The sequence below is a fragment of the Spiroplasma endosymbiont of Tricholauxania praeusta genome, assembly GCF_964019535.1.
Taxonomy (GTDB): domain Bacteria; phylum Bacillota_I; class Bacilli_A; order Mycoplasmatales; family VBWQ01; genus Spiroplasma_E; species Spiroplasma_E ixodetis_A.
Map to the genome: position 1 here is coordinate 305,104 of NZ_OZ026450.1, position 13,141 is coordinate 318,244.

14 protein-coding genes and 8 tRNA genes are annotated in these 13,141 nt (G+C 24.1%); 8 read left to right on the top strand and 14 right to left on the bottom strand.

The window, feature by feature from the left end; translation table 4 throughout:
• Positions 1-7: 7 nt before the first annotated feature.
• Complete coding sequence (locus AACK96_RS01725; RefSeq protein ID WP_338974679.1) at positions 8-1,690, bottom strand: phospho-sugar mutase; 1,683 nt, start codon at positions 1,688-1,690, stop codon at positions 8-10.
• A 168-nt stretch (positions 1,691-1,858) separates the two neighbouring features.
• A complete protein-coding gene (locus AACK96_RS01730) occupies positions 1,859-2,188 on the bottom strand; it encodes a hypothetical protein (RefSeq protein ID WP_338974681.1) in 330 nt (109 codons plus the stop codon).
• Between the two features lie 915 nt (positions 2,189-3,103).
• Between AACK96_RS01730 and AACK96_RS01735 the strand changes: the two genes are divergently transcribed.
• Both AACK96_RS01735 and AACK96_RS01740 read left to right on the top strand, forming a co-directional pair.
• Positions 3,104-3,331 carry a hypothetical protein gene (locus tag AACK96_RS01735; RefSeq protein ID WP_174481002.1) on the top strand — a complete coding sequence of 76 codons (228 nt, stop codon included), beginning with the start codon at positions 3,104-3,106 and terminating at the stop codon, positions 3,329-3,331.
• Positions 3,331-3,528 carry a hypothetical protein gene (locus AACK96_RS01740; RefSeq protein WP_281749520.1) on the top strand — a complete coding sequence of 66 codons (198 nt, stop codon included), beginning with the start codon at positions 3,331-3,333 and terminating at the stop codon, positions 3,526-3,528. Before AACK96_RS01735 ends, AACK96_RS01740 begins: the two co-directional genes overlap by 1 nt.
• Positions 3,529-3,581: 53 nt before the next feature.
• Here the strand turns inward: AACK96_RS01740 and AACK96_RS01745 are convergent.
• The 4 genes from AACK96_RS01745 to AACK96_RS01760 all read right to left on the bottom strand — a co-directional run bounded on the left by AACK96_RS01745 (position 3,582) and on the right by AACK96_RS01760 (position 5,983).
• Positions 3,582-3,655, bottom strand: a tRNA-Gly gene (locus AACK96_RS01745).
• A gap of 79 nt (positions 3,656-3,734) precedes the next feature.
• On the bottom strand, positions 3,735-4,193 hold the full coding sequence (locus AACK96_RS01750) for a hypothetical protein (RefSeq protein ID WP_338974684.1): 459 nt from the start codon (positions 4,191-4,193) through the stop codon (positions 3,735-3,737).
• A 111-nt stretch (positions 4,194-4,304) separates the two neighbouring features.
• Positions 4,305-4,433: a hypothetical protein gene (locus AACK96_RS01755; protein ID WP_281749467.1), complete on the bottom strand. Its 129-nt coding sequence runs from the start codon at positions 4,431-4,433 to the stop codon at positions 4,305-4,307.
• Between the two features lie 5 nt (positions 4,434-4,438).
• A complete protein-coding gene (locus AACK96_RS01760; RefSeq protein WP_252318968.1) occupies positions 4,439-5,983 on the bottom strand; it encodes a sodium-dependent transporter in 1,545 nt (514 codons plus the stop codon).
• Between the two features lie 488 nt (positions 5,984-6,471).
• Here AACK96_RS01760 and AACK96_RS01765 point away from each other — a divergent pair, with 488 nt between their 5' ends.
• A complete protein-coding gene (locus AACK96_RS01765; protein WP_338974687.1) occupies positions 6,472-7,503 on the top strand; it encodes a hypothetical protein in 1,032 nt (343 codons plus the stop codon).
• A gap of 73 nt (positions 7,504-7,576) precedes the next feature.
• On the opposite strand, the gene AACK96_RS01770 is transcribed toward AACK96_RS01765, so the two are convergent.
• The 7 genes from AACK96_RS01770 to AACK96_RS01800 all read right to left on the bottom strand — a co-directional run bounded on the left by AACK96_RS01770 (position 7,577) and on the right by AACK96_RS01800 (position 8,249).
• Positions 7,577-7,658 (bottom strand) — tRNA-Leu (locus AACK96_RS01770).
• A gap of 65 nt (positions 7,659-7,723) precedes the next feature.
• Positions 7,724-7,811: transfer RNA gene (locus tag AACK96_RS01775), tRNA-Leu, on the bottom strand.
• Between the two features lie 6 nt (positions 7,812-7,817).
• Positions 7,818-7,892 (bottom strand) — tRNA-Lys (locus tag AACK96_RS01780).
• Positions 7,893-7,908: 16 nt separating this feature from the next.
• Positions 7,909-7,983 (bottom strand) — tRNA-Gln (locus AACK96_RS01785).
• Positions 7,984-7,993: 10 nt separating this feature from the next.
• Positions 7,994-8,078 (bottom strand) — tRNA-Tyr (locus AACK96_RS01790).
• Between the two features lie 11 nt (positions 8,079-8,089).
• Positions 8,090-8,166, bottom strand: a tRNA-Thr gene (locus AACK96_RS01795).
• 7 nt (positions 8,167-8,173) lie between these two features.
• Positions 8,174-8,249: transfer RNA gene (locus tag AACK96_RS01800), tRNA-Val, on the bottom strand.
• A gap of 532 nt (positions 8,250-8,781) precedes the next feature.
• Here AACK96_RS01800 and AACK96_RS01805 point away from each other — a divergent pair.
• Complete coding sequence (locus tag AACK96_RS01805) at positions 8,782-9,126, top strand: hypothetical protein (protein ID WP_338973702.1); 345 nt, start codon at positions 8,782-8,784, stop codon at positions 9,124-9,126.
• Between the two features lie 387 nt (positions 9,127-9,513).
• Here AACK96_RS01805 and AACK96_RS01810 read toward each other — a convergent pair whose 3' ends face one another.
• Positions 9,514-10,761 (bottom strand): ISNCY family transposase, encoded by a 1,248-nt coding sequence (locus tag AACK96_RS01810; RefSeq protein ID WP_338973446.1) that lies wholly within the window; start codon positions 10,759-10,761, stop codon positions 9,514-9,516.
• Between the two features lie 129 nt (positions 10,762-10,890).
• Between AACK96_RS01810 and AACK96_RS01815 the strand changes: the two genes are divergently transcribed.
• The 4 genes from AACK96_RS01815 to AACK96_RS01830 all read left to right on the top strand — a co-directional run bounded on the left by AACK96_RS01815 (position 10,891) and on the right by AACK96_RS01830 (position 13,016).
• The gene (locus AACK96_RS01815) at positions 10,891-11,319 is read left to right on the top strand and encodes a hypothetical protein (RefSeq protein ID WP_338974688.1); all 429 of its coding nucleotides are present in this window, start codon (positions 10,891-10,893) and stop codon (positions 11,317-11,319) included.
• Between the two features lie 118 nt (positions 11,320-11,437).
• Positions 11,438-11,752 (top strand): hypothetical protein, encoded by a 315-nt coding sequence (locus AACK96_RS01820; protein WP_281748332.1) that lies wholly within the window; start codon positions 11,438-11,440, stop codon positions 11,750-11,752.
• A 9-nt stretch (positions 11,753-11,761) separates the two neighbouring features.
• Entirely contained in the window at positions 11,762-12,388 is a 627-nt protein-coding gene (locus AACK96_RS01825) for an isochorismatase family cysteine hydrolase (RefSeq protein ID WP_338974690.1), read from the top strand.
• A 193-nt stretch (positions 12,389-12,581) separates the two neighbouring features.
• Positions 12,582-13,016: a hypothetical protein gene (locus AACK96_RS01830; RefSeq protein ID WP_338974693.1), complete on the top strand. Its 435-nt coding sequence runs from the start codon at positions 12,582-12,584 to the stop codon at positions 13,014-13,016.
• Positions 13,017-13,141: the final 125 nt, after the last annotated feature.

Here is a 13,141-nt window from a genome sequence, read left to right on the forward strand (position 1 = left end):
TTCCTTTCTATCATTTTATATCTTTGATATTTAGATGTTTGATAGCTAATTCTTCATACATTTTTCTCATTTTTAATTGTGCATCATTAATGGTTTTATCAACACAAACAAAATAGAATTTAATTTTTGGCTCAGTTCCACTAGGTCTAACAGCAAATCATGAACCATCACTGAAGTAAAATTTTAGTAAATTTTGCGATGGCATTCCATGTAAACCAGTTTGATAATCTTCAACTTTAATTGTTTTAATATTATTAAGCGTTGGTATTTTACTAGTTCTTAATGTTTCTAACATATTATTAATAGTATTTTGTCCTGTTTTTCCTTTTAAAATAAGATTAACAGTATAACAGTAATAATATCCAAATTTTTGATAAATATTTTCTAAAACATCAACTAATGTTTTTTGTGAATTTTGATAATATCAAGCCGCTTCTGCTGCTACTATTGCTGATTGAATACCATCTTTGTCACGAGTAATATCTTTAATAACATAACCATATGCTTCTTCAAAACCAAAAACAAAGTTAATGTTACGTGCTTTTTCTTTTAGCATTTCTGCACCAATTCATTTAAAGCCAGTTAACGTTTTAATGACTTGACATCCGTATGATTTAGCAATCATATCAGATAAATTGGAAGTAACAAATGTATTGTACATAACGGGATTTTTTGGCATTGTTTTATTAAGTTGATAATGGCTTAATAAATATTCTAATAAAATTGGTGCTGTTTCATTACCTGTTAATAATACATAATCATTATTATGTTTTACAGCAATACCAATGCGATCAGCATCAGGATCATTTAAAATAATTAATGGTGCATCATGTTTTTTAGCGTGTTTAATTGCTAAATCAAATGTTGGTTTTACTTCGGGATTGGGCGACACCACACCTTTAAAATCAGGATCATAGTTAGCTTGCTCTGTTACTAAAATAATTTCATAACCGCATTGTTCTAAAATTGGTTTAACTCATTCACGACTAGTACCGTGTAGATTAGAAAATACAATTTTAAAGTTACGATTTTTAACTTGTGGATAAAACTGTAAATTTTTAATATCATCACGATAATTATCTTCTACTGTTGAAGGCACTTCTTTAATTAGGTTAGTATCATAATCGAATGTTAATTGAAAATCATCAGGCAATTGTTCCATTTTATTGCTAATTATATTGGTAACATTAGGAAGAAATTGACAGCCATATTGATCATAAATTTTATAACCATTATATTCAGGAGGATTATGACTGGCCGTAATAACAATTCCAGCAAGAGCATTAACTTTTCTAATACTATATGAAAGTACTGGTGTTGGTCTTAAATCATTATTTTTAAATAAAAAAACAAGAATTTTATGTTTGGCTAAAGTTTTTGCTGTTAACATTGTAAATTCTGCTGAAAAGTGACGATTATCATGAGCAATAATAACACCACGAAGTAAGTCTTTTTCAGAAAAAGCAGATTTTAAATATTGAATAAATGCGACAGTTGCTTTCATAATAATAATTTCATTAATTCTGCCGGTACCAACTCCAGTAATACCGCGCATGCCAGCTGTACCAAATTCTAAAGTTGTAGTAAAAGCATCTTCAATTTCACTTTTAGACATTGTAGTTAATTGTTTTTTTAAGTGTTGTGGTAAGTTTTGCTTTTTTCAAATCTCATATGTTTTTAGTACATTCATTATTATTTCTCCTTTATAATAAAAAATTAAGTTTATAGGTAAATCATACTATAAAATAAGAATAAAATAAATTTTAGTAGTTAATCTAAACATAAACTTTTAATTAAATAATAAAAAATAAAATTATTAAAAATTTCAATTTCAATTTTTAATAATTTTATTTTATTTTTATATTGATTGTGAATTGGTTTTATTTAGAATTGTTATTGGTTGTTTGTCGTTTTTAATAGAATTTATTGCTTTAATGTTTATTTTTTTATTTGGTTCTGAAGTTTTAATTACTTTATATAATGGTACTTGTTTGTTATCTTTATTAAGATACTGATCACTAGTAATAGTACCAACAAGCTTTTCATTATTATTTAGTAATATTTCAGCAAGAGATGTTGTTATTGGTAATTGTGGTTTAATTTTTCTTGAATTTGTTGTTGTTTTTTCTTTAAAAACTTGTTTTTCTTTTTCTGTTATAAAATTTTCTGTTTTTTTACTATATAGCACTTCTAAATATCTCCTTTTTTAAATTAAAAACCTATTTACTTTAAAATAAAAGTAAATAGGTAAAAACTTATATTAATTTTAGAAAAATTATATTATAGTATCTATATTTAATATAGATATTTTTCATTTATTCTTGTATTAGATAACTATTGTTTAATTAGAAATAGTTATTTCCTTAGAAGTTTTATAATTTAATTATTTATAAAAAATACATGTATAGGAAATTAAATATTAATACTTATATAAGTGTTAATTATAATTTTCATCAAAAGTATTATTTTTTATGTTATTATATATTCATAATTTAATAACTGTTCAGTCCTAATATAGATATATTTCTATGTTAGGATTTTTATTAAATTAAAGTTTTAAAGAAAAGGAAAAAAAGATTAAAAGAAATTCCTAAAGATAAAACTAAAACAAATTAATTAAAGTAGCAGTAAGCAATAGAACAGTTCTTGCTTATGCTTGAGACGCCAGATTAGTCAATAAAAAACATTGTGAGGTTGAGTTACAAATTATGAAACAAATGATTATTTTTGTTTCTATTGTTACACCTGACTATGTAGAGATGAAAAACTTAGTTAAAAAATGACAAAAACAAGTGAGTGATTTAATAAATAAAACTGAAGTTCCAATCAGTGAATATAAAAAATTTTGTTTTAAAAACAATTTCAGGACAATTATAAATAAAAATTGCAAATGCAATCTTTATTTATCTCTTTATATTAATTTTAAGTTATTAATTTTTTTTATTGATTTTACTTGGAATTTCTTGTAAATGAGTTACAATTGTATTAAAGTTTTAAAGGAACTTTGGAACAAAATATTTTGGTTTTTTTATAGACCTCGTTTAAATTTTTGTATTTAAATTAGGTTTTTTGTTTTATTATATCGTTTAAAGGAGTGAGAAATATGAAATCACAATTTTATAGAGATGGAATAATTTATTATGCAATGAATTTAGAAAAGTGAGCAAATGTTGAAAATAAAACTTATTTTATAAAATATCATGATGTGATTTTAAAATTAACTGACATCATTAATTGTTATGATTTAAAAAATATTTCTGAAGTAAAAGTTTATAAGTTCTTAGCAGATGCTTTTAATAGTCGAATTTTAAAAGAAGTAGGGGATAACTAATGAAAATTAATTTAGAAGAATGCACAAATAATAAAATAAAATATTTAGAATCATTACCAGAAAGAACTAATGGAATGTCTTTAGTTATGTATCCAGTAAATTCATGAGCAGAAATAGTTAATAAATGTGCTTGCAGTAATTCTAGTGATGAAGAAACAGCAGTAGTACTACAAACTAAAAAAGGTCCTAAAATATAAACCATTATAAAAAAATAAAAGCCGTAATTAATACGCCTTTTTTTATTTTATAATGGAGCGGGTGATGGGAATCGAACCCACGTCTTCAGCTTGGAAGGCTGTAATAATACCATTATACGACACCCGCAGTTATGTTAACCACCATGTATTTATATCATATTACTAAAATTAAAGTCAACTACTTTTGATAAACAAGTTAAAAAAAATTATTTTTTAATCTTTTTTTCAATATGTTTATTTTTTTTCTTTTTAAATAAAAGAAGTTTTTCTTTAAAGAAAAAAGAAAAAAATACAAAAATAATTGAAGCTATAGCAAAAAAATGAGCAATTAATCATATAATTCAGAATTTATTAATATTTAAACTGAAAAGAAAAGTTGAACACAATATTGTGATAATTAGTGATAATGTTAAAAATACTAATAAAATTTGTTTTTTATTAGTAACTCATATTGGCATAATAAAAATAAATAGAATTATACTAGTAATTGGTCAAATCATAATTTGAATTGAAGTATTCATAATTTTGGCAACAAATGAGTTTTGAGATTTAGGAAAAAAATTATTAGTCATAAACATTAGTCAAACTAAAAATAAAAATAAAGAAGCAATTGTTAAAGTTATTTTGCTAATTAATAAAATTTGTTTTAATTTATTTTTTTCCATTTCACTCACCATTTAATAATAAGTTTTGTAATCTGGCATCAAAATGCCAGATTACAAAAAAACCTAATTATAATACTTTATCATAAGTATACTAAAATATTTTAAAAAATATTATTCTTTGTTATTTTCTTTTCTTTTTTGTTTTTTATGACTTTTAAAATCCATTATGACAAAGAAAATAAAAAGACCAATAATACTTACTAAAGAAATTACCATTAAAATAATTGCTCCAACATCCATGTTTTTTAACCTCTTTCAGTTTTTGTTTTTATTTTAAATAATTTATTAAAACCATTATGAATATTTTTATGATAAGTTAAGATAAAAGTTAAAAGTAAAACTAATCCAACACCAAGTGTTAGACCAACTGTACCATAGACAAAATTAGCATTGATAATATTAATAATAAAATCATAGATACCAGTAGCAATATTAATTAAAATTAAAATTGGTGCGATAATTAAAATTACTATTTTATATCCTTTTGTTCATTTCATTCATGAATTTTCATTATTATATAATTTTAATGTATCATATAGTTTTCAGCCATATGGACTAATACCAATTAATAAAATAAACCCAATTATTAGTAATCAAATTTGTGCTACTCAGATTGCTAGCCCATTAAACAGCGCTGGTGAATTACTAAAGGTAAATAATACTGATACTGCCATTGCTCCTAATAATGATATTGCTAATGCTTGTTTGCGCTTTAAATGAATTTCATATTCTAGACCATTTACCATTGATTCAACTTGACCAATTAGTGAGGACATACCCGCAAAGAAAAGTGTAACAAAAAATAATATTGCTAAAATATTTCCTAAAATAGGAACTTGATTATTAATAATAGCAAATAATTGTGGTATTACTTGGAAAATCAAAGCAGGACCTGCTTGAAATACATCTTTAATATCAGTTTTACCTTGATTTTGAGCAATTGCACCTATTGAATTAAAAACAATAATTGTTGTTAATATACCAATAACGCTAGTACCAAAGGCTACTACAAAAGCTTGATTAGTACTATCTTGTTTTTCAGGAGCATGAGCTGCATAAATATAAATGGTTCCTGTACATGTTGATAACATAAAGAATGATTGACCAAAAGCATCTTTTCATAATCCAGGATTTAATAATTCTTTAGCATCTAAATCAAACATTACATTTAATCCAAGTTTAGCACCCGATAATGTACTAGTATAAATTGCTAAAATAATAATCATTAAAAATAAAAATGGAATCATAATTTTATTGGCTTTTTCAATTCCTTTTTCAACACCACCTAATAGAATAATACCCAAAATAATTCATACACCAATTGTTGCAAGTAAAATCATTCAATTTAAGTTACCTAGGCTATTTAAATTGCTAATATCTTGATCATTTGTTTGTTGTAAAATATTATGATAAAAATAAGAACCTTTATTTAAATTAGAAGTAAAACTAATAATAATATTAATTAAAGTTCATCCTACTAAAACACTATAATAAGTACTTAGTAAAATAACGGTTGTTGAATGCAATCAAGAAAAAAAAGCACCCTTTTTACCTCCAACCTCACTAAAAAATTCAATATGATTTTTGCGATATTTATTACCAATTGTCATTTCAATAAATAAAACTGGTATTGCACAAATTACCATACATATTAAAAAAGGGATTAGAAAAGCACCATGATGGTTATACATTTGAGTTGGAAATCCTCAAATACCACCTAATCCTACTGCCGAACCCATTACTGAAAGTAAGAATCCTAATTTTGAGATATTTAAGCGTTGTTTTTTCATATTAATAAATGACCTCCTTTATAACAGTTAATTATACAAAAAAAAATATTTTATTAAAACCAATTTCAGTAAATAAAATTTTGCGATGTTATTTATTAATAATGTGTATTGAAAAATATATAGAAAATCAAAATTTTATTTTATTAAATAAAATGATATTATTAAAAATAAATAATAAGAAAAAAACAAGGGTTTTGAGTAAATTTTAAAAAAGATTAATAAAAAATAAAACTTTTCCTTATATAAGGAAATAATAAAAATTTATTTTTTAGTGTTATTAATTTAATTATTTAAGTTTTTAAAATTATTTTTCATAATTTTAATATTAATGATTATATTACTTTCATTTATTTAATATAGGGTTATAATACAAGAAGTAATAAATAAAGACTAGAGTTTAGCTCATATTTAAGGATTGTAATTCTTAATATGGGTGTTTTTATATTAATTTTATTACTTTAAATTATTTTTTAGAAAGGATGAAAAATATGGATTCATCACCAGCAAGAAGTTATTCTTCTACAGAACAATTATTACCAAATGATTTAATATCAACTAATAATAGAAATAGGGTAGCACCTACTATAAGAGATGTATTACTTACTATTGGTAATTCAATGGTAACTAGGGGTAACTATTTATTATATCAAGATGGAGTATTATCACTAGTACCAGCATTATGTTTTATGGTGGAAGGCGCAGTTAATTCAAAAATTTCGTTAACTAATTTAATATTAAGATATCGAAATATTAATAATGTAAGGATTAATAATTTATTAACAGGAGTAAGTTTTGCAACAGCACCATTATTACCACTAGCAGTAGCTTGACTTAACTGACCAACACCCAATCCAGATACATTACCTGTTACATATGCTTTTATTACAGCAGCAGCAGCTTCAAGTTTAAATCACATAGTGACAATCAGTAAAAAAATATCAGAATGTTGTGCACCTAATAATGAAGAAAATGTAATAAATCAACAACGTAATATATGACAAAAAATAGGTAATACAGCAGCAAGTTTATTAGCACCAATAACTATTGCTAGTGCAATTACTGGTGTTAGTCTTTTTGCATATCATGAATTAAGTAATCCAAATAATAATGATGATGATCAACCATTTTATAAAAAAAGATCAATTGCTTTTTGAGAAACAATAGCTGGTCTTGCAACAGTTGGTACTGGTTTATTAATAAATACTGGAATGGAATTATATGAAAATTGATGTGCGGATGTTAATAATTTTGATGAAGAAGATACTTATGAAAATGTTTCTAGCAGTACATCTTCGCCATCATCATCATCAAGTTCTGAAGATAGTGATGATAATACTTCATTATTAAATAAATCTTTTAATCCAGAAAAAATTAATAATGGAGAGGAAACACAATCAGTCATGTCAACTTCTCATGTTGTTGAAATACCTGATCCTAAACCACTTAATATAGCAACATTAAATTCTGAAGAACGTTTGCCAATTAAACAACCATCTTCAGAACGTCGATTATCAGTTTAATAATATTTAATGTTATAAAAATAAAAAGGTATTCTTAAAAGAATACCTTTTTATACTAATAATTTAATATTAGTGGTGCCCAGAGCGGGACTCGAACCCGCATGATTTCTCGGTAGATTTTGAGTCTACTGCGTCTGCCATTTCGCCATCTGGGCAAAATATAGTTTACTTATTTATAAAAAATGAGGAATACTTCCTCGTCATTAATAAATATACAAAATGGTGCCCAGAGCGAGACTCGAACTCGCACAACCTGTAAAAGTCATCGGATCTTAAGCCCGACGTGTCTGCCATTTCACCACCTGGGCATCAAATGGTGTCCCCGGCAAGGATCGAACTTGCGACACCTCGGTTAAAAGCCGAGTGCTCTACCGCTGAGCTACGAGGACAAATTAATAAAATATATGGCTGAGGTGGTTGGATTTGAACCAACGCATGACGGCGTCAAAGGCCGTTGCCTTACCGCTTGGCTACACCCCAATAAGTAATATGGTGGAGGGGGAGGGAGTCGAACCCCCGAACTCGAAGAGATCTGGTTTACAGCCAGGTGCAGTTGGCCACTTTGCTACCCCTCCATAAATAATAATGGTGCTGATGACAGGAATCGAACCTGCAACCTACGGTTTACAAAACCGTTGCTCTGCCGGATTGAGCCACATCAGCAGGTAAATGGTGGAGTATGACGGACTTGAACCGCCGACCTATTGCTTGTAAGGCAATTGCTCTCCCAGCTGAGCTAATACTCCTTATTTTTTGTTTTATTAGAATTATTTATTCTTAAAAAACCTTAATCATTATAATAGATATTTTTCACATTTACAATTATTTTTTAAAGATAATGTAAAATTATTTTATTTTTAATTATTTTTTAAAAGAAAACTTAAGAGAAAAAACCAAAAAAAGTAATTTTATGTTAAATATTACTATTTTATACCTATTTTCAGTTTTTATATATTTTAAATATAATATTTTTTTAGAGTTTGCTACAATTTTTTTGAGTGTCAATATCGAGTGAAAATTTCCCAAAATAATTTAGTTTTTTTGATAAGTATTTTGGGAAATTTAAACTATTTCAGTAAAATACACAAATTTTAAATAATCCTGAAAATTTTAGTTTCTATTTTTTATAATATAGAAATATTTAATATTTAAAAATTTATTAATTATAATATTGTTAAAAACTAAATATAGTTTTTAACCCATTGTTTTATTTTTAAACAAATAGGTTTTTATTTTGAAAGGATAGTTTATATGGAGACCAATTCATGAAATGATAGTATGCTATCGGTAATTATTAATAACATAACTACTTTACCATCGGTAATCTCAACTCCTGTATCAAAAATATTCAATAAAATAACAACAACTGAAATGACAAATTTCAATAATCAAACTAATAATGCTAATAATACTAGTACTGAACTTTTTGAAACAAAAAAAGATATATGAACAAATATTAAAAATTATTTAACTAATTTTTATGAGTCAGATTATTTTTGACCAACAACAGGTTTTATTGGTTATGGATTAATTACAACATCAATTATTATTGGTTATTGTATTTATAATTGTAAAATAAATAACAATAAAAAAAACTTATTAAAAGAACTTGAAAAAGAATAAATAAATTCAATGGAGTTGACAAATCAACCTTCAACTAGTGGATATAATAATCGTGCTTTTTTTGCCTAAATTTTTTCAATTAACAATGAAAGTTCTTTTTTTCTAGTATTTTATAAAATACTAGAAAAAAATAAAAAAAGAGTTACTAATGCTCTTGGATTTCAAAAAGACAAATCAAAAGTAAACAGTGAAGCTTCAACAAGCAAAAGTCAAAGTTCTAGTAGAAAATCACAAAAAAATGTAAAAGAGGAAGATATTGAATTTGTAATCTCTTTATATCTTTAAAATCAATTTTAAAGCACCAAATTTGCTCATATACAAACATTTTAAAAATTTATATGGTTTAGTATTCAAAAAATGTAAATCTTATATAACTTTAATTAGGAATTATTGATATCCATATCTTCAAGGATGATTTTTATTGGGTATATAAACTTTTTTAGTTTTTATCAAGTTGTCTTTAATAATTGGTTTTAGTGCTATTTCTTTTAGTTCATATATTTGATTATTGTAACTAAGATATAATTCATTAATAAACGATTTAAGTACAATTACATCAATTCGAGATTGTATGTATTGAACTTTGTTATTTTTATAAGGAAAATATTTTTTACCATAATATGTTATAGTTGAACCACTATCTGTTTTTCTTTTAGAAAATCTTGAAAGATAAATATTTATTTCTTCTTGTGTAGGAGCTTTAACCATAGCAGATTTATTATCATCAATAGGAAAGGCAAACTGTTTATTAAAAACGTTTATGTACATTTTGAGAAATTGATTAGCTTCATCTAATGTTTTAATTTTATTAAGTCGTAATTCACTAATTAATCGACTTTGAAGTGTTCCAAATAAACGTTCAATTCTACCTTTAGCTTGTGGAATTGAAGTTCTAATTATTTCAACACCCAAATCATTACAGCATTTTTGGAATTGAGTATAAGTGTCATTTTCTGTGTTTATTTTACCTGAATCAATTTTTTTCTTATATCCAAAAACTGTTCTATTATCAGTATAAAATGTTTTTGGTATGCCATAATTAGTTAAAATTTGATAAAAAACATTATAATAACCATCTAATGTTTCTTGATGATCAAATCATAGTCCAACAATATTTCCTGTAGCATCATCAATTGCAGCATGTAAAAATGATTTTGGTTTATCGTTACCAAATCAATGATGATTACTTGCATCCATTTGAATTAATTCACCAAAATTTGTTCTTCGATTTCTTGTTGGATGTAAGTTATTTTTTTTATTTTTATGTCTTTTTGGTGAAGTAATTTTTTCTTTGATTAATATAGTATAAAGTGTGCTATATGAAATTTTAATTTTTTCTTCATTCATTAATTTCTCATGAAAATGTTGAAAATTAAAATTATAATATTTTGTTTTATACAAGTTGATAATCTTAATTTTGATTTCAAAATTTGTTGCCTTATTAGAAATTGTATTGCGAGATTTATGAATAAAACCAACTTTACCTTCTCTATTAAAAATTTGAATTAATTGGTTAATTCTTCTAATAGTTAGATTAAGTTTATTCTTGGCTTGATGTTTAGATAATTTATTAATAATAATATCATTTATAATTTTGTACTTATATTTTTCTTTCATAGTCATGCTTCTTTCCATTTTTATCACCAAGTATATTTAACTTCACTTTTGGGAAATTTTTACTCGATAACTAATAGGAAATTATCACTAAATAATGACACTACAATTTTTTTGAGCCATATTTATATTAAAAGAAAGGGAAAATTTATGCAAAAAATTTGAAAAAAATTATCAAAGTTAGATAAAATTAGTTTTTACGTATTTATAACTATGTTAATAGTAATGATTTTAGGATTAATTTTAATTGGAACAGTATCTTGAACAGTTAAACCTCTAGGAGCTAAAGTGGCCGAAAGTCATGATGCGTTTTGAATTTTAAGAAATTCTCATCCTTGAACTATTGGAGATTTTATTAAGGGTAGTATAACTAATTTTGATGTTACTATGTCATTAACTGATTATTTTGATAAATTAAAAATTGCAGTTGCTGCATTAGGTGGAACCGCAACTTTAACAGGTACAGCAGCACAGTTACAAATAGGATTAATCTTATCGGTTATTGCTACTCCAATCTTATTGTTTACAAGTATTATTATTTTTGGATACAGTTGTTATTTAAAAGTAGTAAAAAAGTAAAAATAGCAATTTATTAATTTTAAAAAATTCTTATTTTTCACATTAAAGTAAGAATTTTTTTATTTATTTTATAGCAGTAATATAACAATGATATAATTAAAAAAAATAGGTGATAATAATGATAACTAAAAATTGATGAAAAAAATTACCTCTTGATGAAAAAATAATTACTATTTTATTTTTTTCTGGTTTTATATTTTTATTATTAGGGTTAATTATGTTATTAAGTATTAAAATAGATATTTTTAATGGATTTAATTTTATTTATATAAATGGTGTAATTGATAGTTTAACCTATCAAAGTAGTCAAGGAATAACAGTAGATATTTTCTTTTTAAAAGTAGGAATTATTTTTACTATTTTCTTAATGCCAATTTGTTCTGGCTGTAGTATAATTTGATTTATTATTAAACGATTAATTTTTAAAAAATAGAGGTGAATAATGAAAAATAATGATTCATTTATTGAAATGATAAATAAAACTTTGGATAAAACAGTTAATTTAGATTTTAAAACTTTAAAAGGTCATAATATTATATTTATTGTTGATATGGTTAATGGCTTTGCTAAAAAAGGAAATTTATTTTCACCTAATATTAATTCAATTATTAAACCAATTAAAAATTTATTAGCAAAAGTAAATACTAATGAAACCAAAGTTATTGCTTTTAATGATGCTCATAATGAACATAGTCCCGAATTCCATACTTTTCCTAGTCATTGTTTGGAAAATACTATTGAATCAGAGTTAGTAGAAGAATTAAAATTTGACAATATTAAGATTATTAAAAAAAATAGTACTAATGGTTTTTTTGCTTTTGATTTTAAGCCAAATTTACAATGGGATAACATTATTATTGTTGGTTGTTGTACTGATATTTGTATTTATCAATTTGCTATTAGTTGTAAAACTTGATTTAATCAGCACAATAAAAAAGTAAATGTTATTGTTCCAATGACAATGACAAATACTTATGATCAACCAGAGCATCCAGCTCATATTTTAAATCAATATGCATGATATTCAATGCTTAAAAATGGCATTACTATTGTTAAGGATGTTATTTAATTAAAGTAGAGTTTTAAATAAAATAAATTTATATAAATAATAAATTTTATCCATATTATTTAATAATTTTTATATTTAGAATAGAAATTATGATAAAATAATGAAATAATTTAATAAATGTTTATACCTAATATAGAAATTATTCTATATTAGATTTTATTAAATTAAAATATTAGAAAAGGAAGATTAAAAGATGGCTAGTAAAGTAATCCAATCAGAAAGTGAGTATCAAGAACTTGAAAATCAACAATTAATAATAAATATTTTTGAAAAATTTGAATTTAATTTAAATTTTATAAATATGAGTTATGAAGATTTATTAATATTAAATATAAAATTATTAAATAATGAATTTAATGATGTTTATCAAGAGATTATTAAGAATAATGAAATAAATGAAAAATTATCTTTCATTTTTATTGAATGTATTAATCAAGGTTTTTCTGAAGAAAAAGCACAATATTCTATTCAAGAACAAATAACTAAGCATATAGTAGAAAGTTTTTTAATTAAAGAACAAGAACAAAAAATGGTAAATGAAATAAATCAATTTGATTTTATAAATGCACCATCAACTAGTACTGGTATATATCATTTACCATCATTTAAAATACAACTTAACTTATAATTACATTTATTTAGATTATTATTTGCAAAAAAATGTCATAATATAATATTGTAAATTAATAAGTGAAAAACAACTAAGTAAATTATATAAAAACCATTCTTTTCAGAATGGTTTTTATATAACTA